The organism is Streptomyces sp. NPDC050315 (assembly GCF_040655775.1).
Lineage (GTDB): Bacteria > Actinomycetota > Actinomycetes > Streptomycetales > Streptomycetaceae > Streptomyces.
Window position 1 is genome coordinate 442,536 of record NZ_JBFAKN010000005.1, and the last position, 16,538, is coordinate 459,073.

Here is a 16,538-nt window from a genome sequence, read left to right on the forward strand (position 1 = left end):
CACGCGCGGGCCTTAAGGTCAGGCAAGTTAGTTACGTGGAGTGGCGGGGACCGTCCGCTCGGCGGGTCCCCGTGCGGGTTGCCTTGTGCTGCCCGTGTACGGGCCGCCGCGGTCACCGCCGCCGGACCGGCAGCGATAAAGGAGCCACCCCAGTGTTGGACAACGGCGCAGCCCCTCCCGCAGAGGGCAGCGAGTCCCAGCCGCAGCAGCCCCCGTCCCCCTCCGGGCCGCTCGGCACGCTGATGCGACGCAAGCCCGTCGAACGTCTGGTGGCCGAAGGCGGCCAGGGCGAGGGCGGCACACTGCGCCGCTCCCTCGGCATGTGGCAGCTGACCATGATCAGCATCGGTGCCACCCTCGGCACCGGCATTTTCGTGGTGCTGGGCGAGGCGGTGCCGGACGCGGGCCCCGCGGTCGTCATCTCGTTCATCATCGCGGGCATCACCGCGCTCTTCTCGGCGCTGTCCTACGCCGAGCTGGCCGGCACCATCCCGGTCTCCGGCTCCTCGTACTCCTACGCGTACGCCACCATGGGCGAGCTGGTCGCCTGGATCTGCGGCTGGTGCCTGATCCTGGAGTACGGCGTGTCCGTGGCCGCGGTCGCGGTGGGCTGGGGGCAGTACCTCAACGAGCTGCTGTCCGGCACGCTCGGCTTCACCATCCCCGACGCGATCGCCGCGCCGCCCGGTGACGGCGGCATCTTCAACCTGCCCGCGCTGCTGGTCGTGCTGCTCTCGATGGCCTTCCTGCTGGGCGGCGCGAAGGAGAGCGCCCGGGCCAACACGATCATGGTCGCGGTGAAGATCGCCGCGCTGCTGCTCTTCTGCGGCGTCGCCTTCATGGGCGTCCGCGCCGGGAACTACGCCCCCTTCATGCCGCTCGGCATGGCGGGCGTCAGCGCCGCCGGCGCCACGCTCTTCTTCTCCTACATCGGCTTCGACGCCGCCTCCACGGCCGGCGAGGAGGCCAAGAACCCGCAGCGCGACCTGCCCCGCGCCATCATGCTCTCGCTGGTCATCGTCACCGCGCTGTACTGCCTGGTCGCGGCGGTCGCCGTGGGCGCGCTGCCCTGGAAGCAGTTCGAGGGCACTGAGGCCGCGCTCGCCGGGATCATGAAGGACGTCACCGGACAGAGCTTCTGGGCCGTCCTGCTCGCGGCCGGTGCCGTGGTCGCCATCGCGTCCGTCGTGCTGACCGTGCTCTACGGCCAGACCCGCATCCTCTTCGCGATGTCCCGCGACGGCCTGGTGCCCAAGGTCTTCTCCAAGGTCCACCCGAAGACCGGCGCGCCCCGCGCCAACACCGTCATCGTCTCGCTCTTCTGCGGCATCCTCGCCGCCGCCGTGCCGCTCGGCCAGCTGGCCGACGCCACCAGCATCGGCACGCTCTTCGCGTTCGCGCTGGTCAACATCGCGGTCATCGTGCTGCGCAAGACCCGCCCGGACATGCCGCGCAGCTTCCGCACGCCGCTGTCGCCGCTCTTCCCCGCGATCGGCTTCCTGCTCTGCATCTGGATGATGGGCAGCCTCGACGCCGTCACGTGGACGGTCTTCGGAGTCTGGATGGTGGCGGGTCTCGTGTTCTACTTCGCTTACGGCATGCGCCGCTCCCGATTGGCCACCGCAGAGAAGTGAACCACCCCCTGTGCGACTGAACGACCTCGACGAACGCATCGTCCACGCCCTGGCTGAGGACGCCCGCCGCTCCTACGCCGACATCGGTCAGGAGGTCGGGCTCTCGGCCCCGGCCGTCAAACGCCGGGTGGACCGGCTGCGTGAGCAGGGCGCCATCACCGGGTTCACCGTACGGGTGGACCCGGCGGCGCTCGGCTGGGAGACCGAAGGCTTCGTCGAGCTCTACTGCCGTCGCAACACCTCGCCCGAGGCCATCCACCGTGGCCTCGCGCGCTATCCCGAAGTGGCGTCCGCCTCCACCGTGACCGGTGAGGCGGACGCCATCGTGCAGGTCTTCGCCTCGGACATGCGCCATTTCGAGCGCGTCCTGGAGCGCATCGCCGGCGAGCACTTCGTCGAACGGACCAAGTCCGTGCTCGTCCTCTCGCCCCTCCTGCGGCGCTTCTCCTCCGGCTCCCCGGTCTGACGCGCTGCCCCTGGGTCCCGGCGCCGCGGTGCGCGGCAGGGGCGCAACGAATCGCCGCGAGCGGCTCGTAAGGCGCAACGAATCGGTACGTGAAGCGCAATGGTGCAGCCTTGTACCACTTGCGCCCCGGACCGTACCGTCTTTACGTCTTCCGAAAGCCCGTACGCACCGTACGCACCAACCGAGGGGTCCCATGTCTTCGCTGCGCACCGCCCTGCTCCAGAGTTCGGGACGGCCCGGCGACGTGGCGTACAACCTCAAGGCGCTGGAGCGGGTCGCCGCGGACGCCGCGGCGGCCGGTGCCGGGCTGCTGGTGACCTCGGAGATGTTCCTGACCGGCTACGCGATCGGCGCGGACGTGCCCCGGCTGGCCGAGCCCGCCGACGGTGACAGCGCCGACGAGGTGGCCCGGATCGCCGCCGAGCACGGCATCGCCATCGCCTACGCCTATCCCGAGCGCGACGGTACGGCGATCTACAACGCCGTCCAGCTCATCGGCCCGGACGGCACCCGGCTCGCGAACTACCGCAAGACCCACCTCTTCGGCTGCTTCGAACGCGAGTCGTTCACGCCCGGCGACTCGCCCGTCGTCCAGGCCGAGCTGAACGGTGTCCGCATCGGCCTGCTGATCTGCTACGACGTGGAGTTCCCGGAGAACGTACGGGCCCATGCGCTGGCCGGCACCGACTTCCTGGTCGTGCCCACCGCGCAGATGCATCCGTACCAGTTCGTCGCCGAGTCGGTGATCCCCGTACGGGCCTTCGAGAGCCAGCTCTACGTCGCGTACGTGAACCGGACCGGCCCCGAGGGCGAGTTCGAGTTCGTCGGACTCTCCACGCTGGCCGGGCCCGACGGGGTCGTCCGGGCCCGCGCCGGACGCGGCGAGGAAGTGGTGTACGGGGACGTCGACCCCGGCCTCCTCGCGGCCTCCCGCGAGGCGAACACCTACCTCGCCGACCGTCGCCCGGGCCTCTACGGCTCGCTGAGCTGACCCCACCGCATCCCGGCCGCGCGCCCCGACCGCGCCCGGCCCGGTCCCGCCTGCCCGCTTTCCCCTCGTTTTGTACTGCTTCGCAAGGAGTCTCGCCCCCATGACGTCCACGGTGCCCACCGCCGTCCAGCACACCGACGCGCAGCCGCCGATCACCATGTTCGGACCGGACTTCCCCTTCGCGTACGACGACTTCCTCGCCCACCCGGCGGGCCTGGGCCAGATACCCGCGACCGAGCACGGCACCGAGGTCGCGGTCATCGGCGGCGGCCTCTCCGGCATCATTACCGCCTACGAGCTGATGAAGATGGGCCTCAAGCCCGTCGTCTACGAGGCGGACCGGATCGGCGGCCGGCTGCGCACGGTCGGCTTCGAGGGCTGCGACTCCTCGCTCACCGCCGAGATGGGCGCCATGCGCTTCCCGCCGTCCTCCACGGCGCTGCAGCACTACATCGACCTGGTGGGCCTTACGACCAAGCCGTTCCCGAACCCGCTCGCGCCCGAGACGCCCTCCACCGTTGTCGACCTCAAGGGCGAGTCGCACTACGCCGAGACCGTCGACGACCTGCCCGACGTCTACCGCCAGGTGGCCGAGGCGTGGAACGCCTGCCTGGAGGAGGGCGCCGACTTCTCCGACATGAACCAGGCCCTCCGCGAGCGCGATGTCCCGCGCATCCGGGAGATCTGGGCCAAGCTCGTCGAGAAGCTCGACAACCAGACCTTCTACGGCTTCCTCTGCGACTCCAGCGCCTTCAAGTCCTTCCGGCACCGGGAGATCTTCGGGCAGGTCGGCTTCGGCACCGGCGGCTGGGACACCGACTTCCCCAACTCCATCCTGGAGATCCTCCGCGTCGTCTACACCGAGGCGGACGACCACCACCGCGGCATCGTCGGCGGCAGCCAGCAGCTCCCGCTGCGCCTCTGGGAGCGCGAGCCGGAGAAGATCGTGCACTGGGACCGGGGCACGTCCCTCTCCGCGCTGCACGACGGCGCGCCGCGCCCGGCCGTGACCCGGCTGAACCGCACCGCCGGCAACCGGATCACCGTCACCGACGCCTCCGGCGACATCCGTACCTACCAGGCGGCCGTCTTCACCGCGCAGTCCTGGATGCTGTTGTCAAAGATCGAGTGCGACGACGCGCTGTTCCCCATCGACCACTGGACGGCGATGGAGCGTACCCACTACATGGAGTCCTCCAAGCTCTTCGTGCCGGTCGACCGGCCGTTCTGGCTGGACAAGGACGAGGACACCGGCCGGGACGTCATGTCGATGACGCTGACGGACCGGATGACCCGTGGCACCTACCTCCTCGACAACGGGCCCGACGAGCCCGCCGTCATCTGCCTCTCCTACACCTGGTGCGACGACAGCCTGAAGTGGCTGCCGCTGGACGCCAACGAGCGCATGGAGGTCATGCTGAAGTCGCTCTCGGAGATCTATCCGAAGGTCGACATCCGCAAGCACATCATCGGCAACCCCGTGACCGTGTCCTGGGAGAACGAGCCGTACTTCATGGGCGCGTTCAAGGCCAACCTGCCGGGGCACTACCGCTACCAGCGCCGGCTGTTCACGCACTTCATGCAGGACCTCCTTCCCGAGGACAAGCGTGGCCTCTTCCTCGCCGGTGACGACATTTCCTGGACCGCCGGCTGGGCCGAGGGCGCCGTGCAGACCGCGCTGAACGCCGTGTGGGGCGTGATGCACCACTTCGGCGGCGGCACGGACGCCACCAACCCGGGCCCGGGCGACCTGTACGACGAGATCGCCCCGGTGGAACTGCCGGAGGACTGACCGGAGCGGCGGCATCGGGCCGGGGAGCCGCGGCGGCCGGGGGAGCCGCGGCTCGCCGGTGGGGGAGCTGCGGCGGGCTCCCCCACCGCGGCCGTCATATCCCGGCCGCGCGCGCCGCTTCGTACACCTCCGCCGCCAGGTCCTTCAGCTCCTCCGCGTCCCGGGTCCGGCCCTGCAGGTCGAGCAGGATCTCCTCCAACCCCACCTCGGCGTGCGCCGCGAGGTCCTCGACGATCTGCGCGACGCTGCCCTGGAAGGGGGCGCGGTCCTGGCCCTCGTACGGCTTGGACGTGTGCTGCGCGTTCACCCGCAGGACGTTCTGGAACGGGGCCGTGCGGCCGCGCTCACCGGCCAGGTCCTGTATCTGCCGCCACTGCTCGGCCAGCTTTTCCGCGCCCATGCCCACCGGCATCCAGCCGTCCGCGCGGTCCACCAGGCGGCGCAGCGCCCGCGGGCCGGTGGCGGGCAGCAGCACCGGGATCGGCCGGGCCGGCTTGGGGCCGACCTCGGACGGCGCGATCGTGGTCAGCTCGCCCTCGTACGCCACCGGATCCGGGCCCCACACGGCCCGGCACACGTCCAGTAGCTCGTCCAGGACCTTGCCGCGCCGCTCGAACGGGGCCACCGCGGCCGCCGCGTACTCGTCCAGGGACCAGCCCGTGCCGAGGCCGGCGATCACCCGGCCCCCACTGGCCGCGTCCAGCGAGGAGAGGCTGCGGGCGAGCTGGAAGGGCACGTGCAGCGGAGCGACCAGCACGCTCGTGCCCAGCCGCGCCCGCTCCGTCACCCCGGCGGCCAGCGTCAGCGTCACCAGCGGGTCGGCCACCGAGCGGTACTGATCGGGCCAGGGGAGGCCCGGTATGCCGTACAACCCCTGGGTCGCGGGCTCGGGGAAGAGCACACGCTCGAAGACCCAGAGGCTTTCGTAACCGGTCTGCTCGGCGGCGCGCGCCACGTCCGGCACGTCGCGCCCGAGGTCGTACTGCCGCATCTGCGGAAGGCCCAGCCCGAGTCGGACAGCCATGTCTGTGCTCCTTCGGATCCGTTCGCCGGCGGTGTACAAGCGATCAACGCCCGCCGGTGCCACGGGAGTTCCGGCCGCAGGGGGCGCAATGGCGCGCGTCCCCGGCGCGCGCTGATCGTTAGCCCGATCCGGTCACGCGTCGCCGCGCCGTACCTGCCCGGCCCCCGGCCCTGCCACCCTGACCGCATGACGACGATGCAGCCGACGGGTGCGACAGCAGACGCGACGGCAGGCGTGGCGAAGATCGTGACGCGGATGCGCGCGCTGGACGCGGAGCTGCCCCCGCGCGACGGCGTCGCGGTGTTCAACCGGGTGTACTTGCAGGTCACCGAGGAGGTCGCGCGGCAGATCGGCGCGGGCGGCTTCCGGGACGCGGCCGCGGCCGCCGAGCTGGACGTGCGGTTCGCGCTGCGGTACTTGAGCGCGGTGGACGCCGGCACGGCCGGGCTGCGGCCGCCGGCCTGCTGGCGCCCGCTGTTCCAGCTCCGCTGCCACCCCGGCGTCAAGCCGCTGCAGTTCGCGCTCGCCGGGATCAACGCGCACATCGGGCACGATCTGGCGCTCGCCCTCGTGGACACCTGCCGGGCCCTGGAGTGCGAACCGGCCGCGCTGGAGGCGGACTTCGACCGGGTGGGGCGGGTGCTGACCGGCCTGGAGGAGCGGGTGCGCGAGCGGCTGATGCCGGGCCCCGACCTGCTGGACATCGCCGACCCGCTGACCCACCTGGCCGGCTCGTGGAGCCTGGAGGCGGCCCGGGACGGCGCGTGGGCGGCGGCCCGGGTCCTGTGGAGCGTACGCGGACTGCCGGACGTGGCGGAGGAGTTCGCCCAACGCCTGGACGCGGGCGTCGGCCTGGTCGGCCAGATGCTGCTGACGCCGTTGCGGGGCTAACGCCATTGCGGGGCTGATGCCACTGCGCGGCCGAGGGGCTGTGCGGCCGACGGGCTGTGCGGCCGAGGGGCTGCCCGGCCGGCGGCCGGTTCGCCGCCTGCCCGCTGGGGTAACCCCCCGGTGGGGGCCTCCGGGGTGCGCGCCTGTATGTGCGCCGCGCCGCCGGCAAACCCCCAGCCGGCCAACCCCGCCAGCCGGCAGCACGCGCTACGAAGCCGCGCCCCCGCCCTTCCCCTCGCCCGACTTTCCGTCCGACTCCTCGTCGTAAGCCGAAGTCCCCTCGTCCAGCAGCGGTTCCTGTGTCTTCAGGTGGGCCGGGGCCAGTGCGCGCAGTACGTGGTAGCCGGAGAGGACGACGATCGTGCCCAGGGCGATGCCGCCCAGTTCGAAGTTGTCGGAGATCTTCAGGCTGACGCCGCCGACGCCGATGATGACGCCCGCGGCCACGGGGACGAGGTTCAGCGGGTTCCGCAGGTCCACCTTGTTGTGGACCCAGATCTGCGCGCCGAGCAGGCCGATCATGCCGTACAGGATGACCGTGATGCCGCCGAGGACGCCGCCGGGGATCGCGGCGACGACCGCGCCGAACTTCGGGCACAGGCCGAAGAGGAGGGCGAAGCAGGCGGCGGCCCAGTAGGCGGCGGTCGAGTAGACGCGGGTGGCCGCCATGACGCCGATGTTCTCGGAGTACGTGGTGTTGGGCGGGCCGCCGAGCGCGGTGGAGAGTACCGAGGCGGCGCCGTCCGCGGAGATCGCGGTGCCGAGCTTGTCGTCCAGCGGGTCGCCGGTCATCTCGCCGACCGCCTTGACGTGTCCGGCGTTCTCCGCGACCAGCGCGATCACCACCGGCAGCGCGACCAGGATCGCGGACCACTGGAAGCTGGGTCCGTGGAAGGACGGCAGGCCCACCCAGTCGGCCTGGGAGACGGCCGAGAAGTCCAGCCGCCAGTGGTCGGTGACCTTCCCGGCGGCGTTCTGCGAGTGGATCATCCCGAAGACGAGGTCGAAGACCCAGGAGATGAGGTACCCGAAGACCAGCCCCAGGAAGATCGCGATGCGCGACCAGAAGCCGCGCAGACAGACCACGGCCAGCCCGGTGAAGAGCATGGTCAGCAGCGCCACCCACTGGTCCTGCGGCCAGTACGTGCTCGCGGTCACCGGCGCGAGGTTGAAGCCGATCAGCATGACGACGGCGCCGGTGACGACCGGCGGCATCGCCGCGTGGATGATCCGCGCGCCGAACTTCTGCACGGCGAGCCCGATGGCGAAGAGCGCCGCGCCGACCACGAGGACCGCGCCGGTCACCGTGGCACTCGTACCGCCCTGGGCCCGGATGACCGCCGCGACGCCCACGAAGGAGAGGCTGCAGCCCAAGTAGGAGGGCACCCGGCCGCGGGTCGCCAGCAGGAAGATCATCGTCGCGACGCCGGACATCATGATCGCGAGGTTCGGGTCCAGGCCCATGAGGACCGGCGCCACGAAACTCGCCCCGAACATCGCGACCACGTGCTGCGCGCCGAGGCCCGCGGTACGCGGCCAGCTCAGCCGCTCATCGGGCCGAACCACGGCTCCCGGCGCCGGGGTCCGTCCGTCTCCGTGGAGGGTCCAGCGCACGCCGAGGCCCATGAATGCTCCCGTTCTCGTCAAGTGATCATCAGGTCACCGACCGGCGGCGACCGGCCAATGTTAGTGGGGGCCGGGTCCGCTTCCTCCGGCTACGGGTGGATGGGCAGCGTATGGCCTCGGTCACTCGGCCCGGCGCGGCAGCAGTCTAAGCACATGCTTACGATGGGATGGTTCAACTTTTGAACACATCTGCACCGCCGCTATACATACTTGCCCGCACCGCACCACCAGGAGTACGACCGTGAGCGCCCCCGCCCCGTATACCGCCGAGACCCTGCCCTTCGGGGAGCTGGTCCCCGTGACGGTCCACTTCGACGACCTCGACGCGCTCGGGATGCTCCACAACTCGCGCTTCCCGCTGCTCGTCGAGCGCGCCTGGGGCGAGTACTGGCACGGCCACGGCTTCGGTTACACGGGCGACTGGGCGACCGCGGGCGACATGGCCAACGTCATCAAGGAGATGCGCGTCTCCTACGAGGCGCCGATCACCCGCCCCGGCACCTACGCCGCGCACCTGTGGGTCGAGAAGCTGGGCCGGACCAGCCTCACCTACGGCTTCCGGGTCTGCTCGGCGGACGGCGCCACCACGTACGCGCAGGGCCACCGCATCCTGGTTCGCGTGGACGCCGCGACCCTGCGGCCCACGCCCTGGACCGACGAGGCCCGCGCGATCGCCCGCAAGCTCGCCCGCCCGGAGGCGCTGCCGGACGCGAGCTGAGCGCCGGCCACCGCCGACGGGGCCGGGTCGCGACTTCAGCCCCGCATCACGACCCCTTCAGATCGAACGTGGCCGAGCTGACCGACGCCCGGCGCTCCGGTACGCGGAGCACGCCCGCGCCCGCTATCAGCCCCAGCGCCAGCACCGTGACCAGCACGAACGAGCCGGTCAGCGAGGTGGCCTGGGCGATCGAGCCGATCGCGGAGGGGGCGATGAGGCCCGAGGTGTACGTGATCGTCGCGACGCCCGCGATGGCCTGGCTCGGCGCCGGGCCGCTGCGGCCCGCCGCCGCGAAGGCCAGCGGTACGACCACCGCGATGCCCAGCCCGATCAGTGCGAAACCCGCCACCGCCATGGCCGGGTGCTGTGCCGTGACGATCAGCAGTCCGCCCGCCGTGGCCAGTACGCCGCTCGCCCGTACTGTGCGAACCGCCCCGAAGCGGGCCACCACGTGGTCGCCCGCCAGCCGGGCCGCCGCCATCGTGCAGGCGAACGCGGTCGTCGAGCCGGCCGCGAGCCCCGCCGACGTACCCAGCACGTCCCGCAGGTACACCGCCGACCAGTCCAGGCTCGCGCCCTCGGCGAACACCGCGCAGAACCCGACCGCGCCGATGACCAGCGCGGACTTCGGCGGCAGCGCGAACCGCGGCGGCGGATGCTCGTCCGGGGTGCTGCGCAGATCCAGTACGCCCTGGCAGAAGACCGCGCCCAGTACGGTCAGCACGCCCGCGGCGAGCGCGAGGTGGACGCGGGCGTCGATGGCGGCGTGCGCCGCGACCGTACCGGCCGCCGAGCCCAGCAGCGCGCCCACGCTCCACATGCCGTGCAGCCCCGACATGATCGGTTTGTCCAGCCGGTTCTCGATCTCCACGCCGAGCGCGTTCATGGCGACGTCCGACATCCCGGCCGTGGCGCCGTAGACCAGCAGCGCGCCGCAGAGCGCGTACAGGTTGGGGGCGAGGGCGGGCAGGGTCAGGGCGAGCGTCCACAGGGCGAGCAGGCCGCGCAGCGCCGTACGGGCGCCGAAGCGGTGGCTGATCCGGCCGGCCAGCGGCATCGCCAGGGACGCGCCGATCGCCGGGAACGCGAGCGCGAGCCCGAGCTGCCCGGCGCTGACGCCGGTGTGCTCCTGGATCCAGGGGACGCGGGTGGCGAAGTTGCCGGTCACCGAGCCGTGTACGAGGAAGACCAGCGCCACCGACCAGCGGGCGCGGCGCAGTTGGCGGGGGAGCGCGGACGGGACGGAACCACCGTTGGCGGGCATGGCCGCCAAACTAGCAGGGACCCTGCCTATTAATCTCCGATTATTTCTCCGGTTATTTGCGGGGCGGGTGCTCGGGTTATTTGTGGGGTGGGCGCTCTGGAAGGATTCCGCCATGCCTGACACCTCCGCGCGGACCGGCCGTACGGCGTCCCGTATCGCGTCGCCGCGCACCGCGCGGGCCATCAACGACCGCATTGCCCTTCAACTTCTTGAAGCCGACGGCCCGCTGACGGCCTATCAGCTCAGGGAGCGGACCGGGCTGTCCCGGCCCACGGTGGCCGATCTGGTCGACCGGCTGCGGGCCGCCGGGCTGATCGCGGTCGTCGGCGAGGCGGGCGCCGACCGCCGCGGCCCCAACGCCCGGCTCTACGGCATCGTCGCCGACCGCGCCCACCTCGCCGGCATCGACGTGCGCACGCACGGCGTCACCGTCGCCGTCGCCGACCTGCTCGGCGCCGTCCGCGCGCAGGAGTCCGTGCCGGTCGCTGAGGGCGCGGCCCCGGAGGACGCGGTGGCCGGGGCGTACGCCGCGCTGGACCGGGCGCTGGCGCGCGCCGGCGGGGTACGCCCGCACACCGTCGCGGTCGGCGCCCCCGGCCTCGTCGACCCCGCCACCGGGCGGCTGACCGGCACCGGAACGTTGCCCTCCTGGCACGGCGCGCTGGTCGCCGGGCTGCGCGACCGCCTCGGAGCGCCGCTGCTCCTGGAGAACGAGGTCAACCTCGCGGCCATCGCCGAATGCCGGGACGGCGCGGCCCGGGACCGCGACACCTTCGTACTGCTCTGGCTGGGCCACGGGGTGGGCGCCGCGGTGTTCCTGGACGGCAGGCTCCGCCGGGGCGCTTCCGGCGGCACGGGCGAGATCGGCTTCCTGCCCGTGCCGGGGGCGCCGTCGCTGCCCACCGCCGCGGGCTGCGACGGCGGCTTCCACGCCCTCGCCGCCTCGCCCGCGATCGTGGAACTGGCGAGGGAGTACGGCTTCGCCTCCGCGCACACCGAAGGGGACCTCGACACCGATCCCGACGCCGGCCCCCGTACGGACGCGGATGCCCCGCCCGCCGAACACGTCGTCCGCGCGGCCGTGGCCGCCGGACCGGTCGGCGCTGCCTTCCTCGACGCCCTGGCGGAGCGGATCGCGGTGGGCGTGGCCGCCGTGGCCGCCGTGCTCGACCCCGGCTGCGTGGTGCTCGGCGGCGAGATCGGCCGGGCGGGCGGCGCGGCGCTCGCCAGCAGAGTGGCCGCCCGGACGGCCGGGATGTCACCACTGCACACCGAGGTGCGCGCCGGCACGGTGGGCGGCGGCGCGGTGCTCCGCGGCGCCGTACTCGCCGCCAAGGACGCGGCCCAGGACGACCTCTTCGGACCGGACGGCGCGCGGTACTGATTCAGCACCGGCCCTGCGGCCACGGCGACGCGTCGGCGGCCCACCGGGCCAGCAGCCGGTCGAGGGCCGTGAGGGTCAGCGGCTTGGCCAGGTGGGCGTCGAACCCGGCGCGGGCCGACCGTTCGCGGTCGGCCTCCTGGCTGAAACCGGAGACGGCGACCAGCCGGGTCCGGTCGGCCGGGAGTGCCGCGCGCAGTCGGCGGGCGAGGTCGTGGCCGTGCATGTCGGGGAGTGCCAGATCGCTCAGTACCAGGTCGAAGGGGGCGGCGCGGGCGGCGGCGAGGCCGGCCCCGCCGGTGTGACACACCGTCACACGGTCGCCGCGCCGCGCCAGCAGGGTGCGGTAGGCGGTGGCCAGGTCGGCGTTGTCCTCGATCACCAGGACGCGCAGCGGCGGACGGTGGGCTGCCGCGTCCGGCTCGCCGGATCCGCGGGCGGGCGGTGGCGCGGGGGAGGCCAGCGGGAGGCGGACCCGGAAGCACGCGCCGCTGCCCGGGCCGCCGCTGTCGGCCCGCACGGTGCCGCCGTGCAGTTCGGCGACGCCGCGGACGATGGGCAGGCCGAGCCCGAGCCCGCCGGTCGTGGTGTCGGCGGCCGGCGCGGCCCGGACGAAGGCTTCGAAGAGGGCGTCGGCGGTGGCCGGGGCGAATCCGATGCCGTCGTCGCGCACTGTCAGGAGAGCGTGGCCGGCCTCCGTCTCCAGTACGAGTGCCACCGTGCCGTCCGGCCGGGTGTACTTGCAGCCGTTGCCGAGCAGGTTGGCGGTCAGCTGCGCGAGCCGGACGCGGTCCCCCTCGACGGGCACCGGTTCAGCGGGCACGGTCACCAGCAACGTGCGCCGCGTCCGGGCGTATTCGGGCCGGATGTCCTCGGCGGCGGTGGTGACCACGTCGCGCAGGTCGAGCCGTTCGCGGACCAGTTGCAGCCGGCCGGCCAGTGCCCTGGTCGCATCCAGCAGATCGTCGGTCATCCGCACCATGTGCGTGATCTGCCGTTGCAGGACGGCCAGCGCGGGGTGCCCGGCCGGACTGTCCAGGGCGAGCAGTTCACCGGCGGCCTGCAGGGCGGCCAGGGGGTTGCGCAGTTCGTGCGAGAGGGTGGCGATGAAGCGGTCCTTGGCCTCCTGCTGCTCGCGCAGCGCCGCTCCGGCCGCCGTCAGCGCCTCGTTGGCCTGCGTCAGCCGCTGGTTGGCCGCCTGCACCTCGCGGCTGCGGGCGATGAGTTCGCCCGCCATCCGTTCGGCGCGCTGCTGCTGCTCGGCGGCGACCCGCTGCTGGCGTTGCCCCGCACTGTGCAGGCGTACGAACTCGGTGACGTCCTCGACCCGGTGGATGATGTGGGTGATCGCGCCGGTGCCGTCCAGGACGGGGGTGTTGACCGGACACCAGTACCGCTCCACGAAGGCACCGTCCGTGCCGGCCGGAATGTCGTAGCGCTGCATGGCCATGGTGTCGCGCCGCCCGGTGGCGAGCACGGTGCGCAGGGAGCGGGCCAGATTCCGGACGCCGTCCGCTGCCGGGTCGGCCGGGTTGTCGGGGAACACCTCGAAGATCGGGCGGCCGAGGATGGCGCGGCGCTCGGTGAGGGTGGCGGCCAGATACGCCCCGTTGACCTCGACGATGCGCAGCTCGGGGTCGAGGATCAGGTAGGGCGCCGGTGTCGCGTCGAACAGCGCCCGGAAGTCGAGGCCGGGCGCCGTGCGGCGGGCGGCGCCTTCCTCTTGGTGCGGGTCTGCGGCCATGGCATGTCACCTCGTGCGGTCGTCATGCGTCCGGATCGGCCGGCACGTCCAGCCGGTAGCCGAAACCGCGCACCGTCGTGATCCGCGGCGCCCCCACACCGGCGGCCAGCAGCTTGCGCCGCACCCGGTAGACGTGTTCCGTGACGGTGGCCGGGGCCTGCCAGTCCGCTCCGTCCCACAGCCTGCCCAACAGCTGGCCGGGGGAGAAGGTTTGGCCCGGGGTCGCCGCGAGGAACTCCAGTAACGCGTACTCGCGCGGCGTGAAGGCGATCGGGCCGCCCATCGTGCGTACTTGGCGGGCGCCGGTGTCCACGACCAGGTCGCCCAGCCGGAGGACCGGGGGTCTTTCGTCGCCCGGCCGGTCCTGCCGGGGCGCCGCCCGGCGCAGTACGGCCCGTATGCGGGCGGCCAGTTCCCGTTGGGAGAACGGTTTGACCACGTAGTCGTCGGCGCCCAGCTCCAGCCCGAGCACCCGGTCGAACTCGTCGCCGCGCCCGGTCACGATGATCACCGGCGGGCCCCCGTCCTCGCGCACCCCGCGCAAGAGGTCCAAACCGTTGCCGTCCGGCAGCCCCAGGTCCAGTACCACCAGATCGACCGGTGCGCCGCGCAGCACGGTCCGTCCCGACCGGGCGTCGGGCGCGCTCAGCACGGTGAAGCCCTCGCGTTCCAGATACGCCCGGGACATCGCCAGGAGATCGGGCTCGTCCTCGATGAGCGCGACCACCGGCCGGTTTGCGGGCGGCACGCGGTCTCCCGCCGCGGCGGCTGCGCGGCGGTCCAGAGGGGGCCCGGAGGGAGACGGCACGGCGGACTCCACGAGGATCGACAGTGTTGAGACGGTGGTGATCCGGCGTGGAGATGTCGGCCAGCCGGCCGCGCTATTACTGGAACACCGGTCCCTGAAGACCTGTCCCCGGCAGCATCTCACGGACAGGAAAGGCGGTCACGACGAATGGGCATCGATGCGGACGGGTCACCTGCTCCGGTCCTGCTCGCTGTGCCGGGCCGCCGCCCCCCCCGTTCCGCACACCGATCCCCAGGAACCTCGATGCCTGACCCCACCGACCCCGCACACGGCGAGCAGGAGCCGGCCTTCGCCCGGGCCCTGCTGAACCTGGTCCAGGTGCGCGCCGACACCACCACCGCCACCCTCACCCGGTGCCTGGTCGGGCACTGCCTCGACCTGCTGCCCGTCGACTCCGCCGGCGTCATGCTCGTCGCCCCCGCCATGAAGGCCGGCCCCGCCGCCGAGCGCGCAGCCGTCGAAGTGGCCGCCACCTCCCACGAGGTGCTCCGCCCCATGGAGGCGTACGAAATCGAGAGCGCGCAGGGCCCGTGCATGGAAGCCCTGCGCACCGGCCGCCCGCACAACGTCCCGGACTTCGCCGTCGGCCGTCCCCGCTGGCCCGGCCTCGCGCTGCGCGCCGCGGCCGCCGGCTACCGGGCCATGTGGGCCGAGCCGCTGTGCGACGACGACCGTGCGCTCGGGGTCGTCCACCTCTACCGCCGCACCACGGGGCCGCTGTCGCCGCGGCACCAGGAGCGTGCCCGGTCCCTGGCCCGGGCCGCCGCCGCCGGACTGCTGCTCCAACGGACGCTCACCGACTACCAGTTGAGGGCCGAACAGCTGCAACAGGCTCTCTGGTCCCGCATCCCGATCGAACAGGCCAAGGGCATCCTCGCCGCCCGTCTCGTCCTCTCCCCGAACGCGGCCTTCGGGGTGCTGCGCACCCACGCCCGCGCGCAACAAATGCGCCTGCACGACCTCGCCGGTCTCCTCATCGACGACCCCGCCGGTCCCTGGCCCCCGCCCCCGCCGAGACCGAACGGACAGGGGCGGTGACCGGGCGGGCGGCCCTCAGCCGCCTGCGGTGTCGCCGCTCCGTACCACCCGTACCCCCGCGACCCGGCCACCCCGTTCCGCCAGGAAGTCCGTGTAGCGGAGCTTGCCGGTCGCCTGGTCCGGGGCGAGGTTGCCGCCCGCCCGCAGGGCCCGGAACGTGGGGCCGGGCAGCCGCAGCGGCAGCGTGAGGCGGCGGCGCTCGCCCGCGTGCAGGGTGCGGTCGACCAGTTCCTTGGCGGTGAGGATCTCCGGGCCGCCCATGTCCGGGACGTGCCCGGCGGGTTCGCCGTACGCCAGCTCCACCAGCCGCGCGCCCACCTCACGGACGTCGACGGGCTGGACCCGTACGCCCGCCGGGAACGGCAGTACCGGCGACCGCGCGCCGGCCTTCACCAGCCGCAGCACCAGATCGTGGAACTGCGTCGTGCGCAGCACGGTCCACGGCACGTCCGACTCCGCCAGCAGCCGCTCGACCTCGCACTTGGTGCGGTAGTAGCCCAGGGGCACGCGGTCCACGCCGACGATGGAGATATAGACGAGATGGCGTACGCCCGCCGTCCGCGCCGCGTCCACCAATTGGCCCGCCGAATCCAGGTCGCCACCGGTCGGCGTCGAGGCGCAGTGCACGATCACCTCCACGCCGGACACCGCGTCGGCGAGCCCGACGCCGTTGCGCAGATCGACGGCGTACGAATGCAGCCGCGGGTTTTCCGTGCGGGTGTGCGGTCGGCGGCTGAGCACCCGCACGGTGTGCCCGTCGGCAAGCAGCCGGTCCACCACCACGCGCCCGAGGGTCCCCGTGCCGCCGGTCACCAGAAACGTCGTCATCGCCCGCTCCTCCCGGAGACTGTCCTGTCATTCGACCGCGCCGGGCGCGGTCTGTCATCCGTAAGAACTCCCCAGGAACGGCCGGGGAACTCCGGTCGACCGGGCGTACCCGTCCCGCCACCCGGTGTGAGTCAGCCCACAGCCACGCGCCCGCATGGCCGACGATCAGACGTGGCAGACTGGAGGGGTACTGACACACGCAGCGCACTCCGGGGTCGGTGAAAGTCCGAACCGGCGGTTACAGTCCGCGACCCGTCCGCAGCCAGCGGCCGGTTGAGCAGGTGAAATTCCTGCACCGACGGTTAAAGTCCGGATGGGAGGCAGTGCGCGGCG

14 protein-coding genes and 1 riboswitch are annotated in these 16,538 nt (G+C 72.6%); of the genes, 8 read left to right on the top strand and 6 right to left on the bottom strand.

Annotated elements, in window-relative coordinates; translation table 11 throughout:
* The first annotated feature begins 152 nt into the window (after positions 1–152).
* The 4 genes from AB0I82_RS20905 (at position 153) to AB0I82_RS20920 (ending at position 4,883) form a co-directional block, all read left to right on the top strand.
* Complete coding sequence (locus AB0I82_RS20905) at positions 153–1,634, top strand: amino acid permease (protein WP_363258800.1); 1,482 nt, start codon at positions 153–155, stop codon at positions 1,632–1,634.
* Between the two features lie 10 nt (positions 1,635–1,644).
* Entirely contained in the window at positions 1,645–2,100 is a 456-nt protein-coding gene (locus AB0I82_RS20910) for an Lrp/AsnC family transcriptional regulator (RefSeq protein ID WP_363258801.1), read from the top strand.
* A gap of 193 nt (positions 2,101–2,293) precedes the next feature.
* Entirely contained in the window at positions 2,294–3,091 is a 798-nt protein-coding gene (locus tag AB0I82_RS20915) for a carbon-nitrogen hydrolase family protein (protein ID WP_363258802.1), read from the top strand.
* Positions 3,092–3,191: 100 nt separating this feature from the next.
* Positions 3,192–4,883, top strand: a complete 1,692-nt coding sequence (locus AB0I82_RS20920; protein ID WP_363258803.1) for an NAD(P)/FAD-dependent oxidoreductase — start codon at positions 3,192–3,194, stop codon at positions 4,881–4,883.
* Positions 4,884–4,977: 94 nt separating this feature from the next.
* Here the strand turns inward: AB0I82_RS20920 and AB0I82_RS20925 are convergent, their stop codons facing one another.
* A complete protein-coding gene (locus tag AB0I82_RS20925; RefSeq protein ID WP_363258804.1) occupies positions 4,978–5,907 on the bottom strand; it encodes an LLM class F420-dependent oxidoreductase in 930 nt (309 codons plus the stop codon).
* Positions 5,908–6,102: 195 nt separating this feature from the next.
* Between AB0I82_RS20925 and AB0I82_RS20930 the strand changes: the two genes are divergently transcribed.
* A complete protein-coding gene (locus tag AB0I82_RS20930; RefSeq protein WP_363259077.1) occupies positions 6,103–6,798 on the top strand; it encodes a DUF5995 family protein in 696 nt (231 codons plus the stop codon).
* 207 nt (positions 6,799–7,005) lie between these two features.
* On the opposite strand, the gene AB0I82_RS20935 is transcribed toward AB0I82_RS20930, so the two are convergent.
* Positions 7,006–8,424 carry a solute carrier family 23 protein gene (locus AB0I82_RS20935; RefSeq protein WP_363258805.1) on the bottom strand — a complete coding sequence of 473 codons (1,419 nt, stop codon included), beginning with the start codon at positions 8,422–8,424 and terminating at the stop codon, positions 7,006–7,008.
* A gap of 241 nt (positions 8,425–8,665) precedes the next feature.
* Between AB0I82_RS20935 and AB0I82_RS20940 the strand changes: the two genes are divergently transcribed.
* Positions 8,666–9,142, top strand: coding sequence for a thioesterase family protein (locus tag AB0I82_RS20940; RefSeq protein ID WP_363258806.1), 477 nt, complete (start codon positions 8,666–8,668; stop codon positions 9,140–9,142).
* A gap of 46 nt (positions 9,143–9,188) precedes the next feature.
* Here the strand turns inward: AB0I82_RS20940 and AB0I82_RS20945 are convergent, their stop codons facing one another.
* Positions 9,189–10,406 carry an MFS transporter gene (locus AB0I82_RS20945; protein ID WP_363258807.1) on the bottom strand — a complete coding sequence of 406 codons (1,218 nt, stop codon included), beginning with the start codon at positions 10,404–10,406 and terminating at the stop codon, positions 9,189–9,191.
* 112 nt (positions 10,407–10,518) lie between these two features.
* Here AB0I82_RS20945 and AB0I82_RS20950 point away from each other — a divergent pair, with 112 nt between their 5' ends.
* Complete coding sequence (locus AB0I82_RS20950) at positions 10,519–11,790, top strand: ROK family transcriptional regulator (RefSeq protein ID WP_363258808.1); 1,272 nt, start codon at positions 10,519–10,521, stop codon at positions 11,788–11,790.
* 1 nt (position 11,791) lies between these two features.
* Here AB0I82_RS20950 and AB0I82_RS20955 read toward each other — a convergent pair whose 3' ends face one another.
* Positions 11,792–13,531, bottom strand: a complete 1,740-nt coding sequence (locus AB0I82_RS20955) for an ATP-binding protein (RefSeq protein ID WP_363258809.1) — start codon at positions 13,529–13,531, stop codon at positions 11,792–11,794.
* A gap of 22 nt (positions 13,532–13,553) precedes the next feature.
* Positions 13,554–14,279 carry a response regulator transcription factor gene (locus tag AB0I82_RS20960; RefSeq protein ID WP_363258811.1) on the bottom strand — a complete coding sequence of 242 codons (726 nt, stop codon included), beginning with the start codon at positions 14,277–14,279 and terminating at the stop codon, positions 13,554–13,556.
* A gap of 303 nt (positions 14,280–14,582) precedes the next feature.
* On the opposite strand from AB0I82_RS20960, the gene AB0I82_RS20965 reads away from it, so the two are divergent.
* Positions 14,583–15,377 carry a GAF and ANTAR domain-containing protein gene (locus AB0I82_RS20965; protein ID WP_363258812.1) on the top strand — a complete coding sequence of 265 codons (795 nt, stop codon included), beginning with the start codon at positions 14,583–14,585 and terminating at the stop codon, positions 15,375–15,377.
* 15 nt (positions 15,378–15,392) lie between these two features.
* Here the strand turns inward: AB0I82_RS20965 and AB0I82_RS20970 are convergent, their stop codons facing one another.
* Positions 15,393–16,205 carry an NAD(P)H-binding protein gene (locus tag AB0I82_RS20970; protein ID WP_363258813.1) on the bottom strand — a complete coding sequence of 271 codons (813 nt, stop codon included), beginning with the start codon at positions 16,203–16,205 and terminating at the stop codon, positions 15,393–15,395.
* 200 nt (positions 16,206–16,405) lie between these two features.
* A riboswitch (FMN riboswitch) is annotated at positions 16,406–16,536 on the top strand.
* The last annotated feature ends 2 nt before the right edge of the window (positions 16,537–16,538 follow it).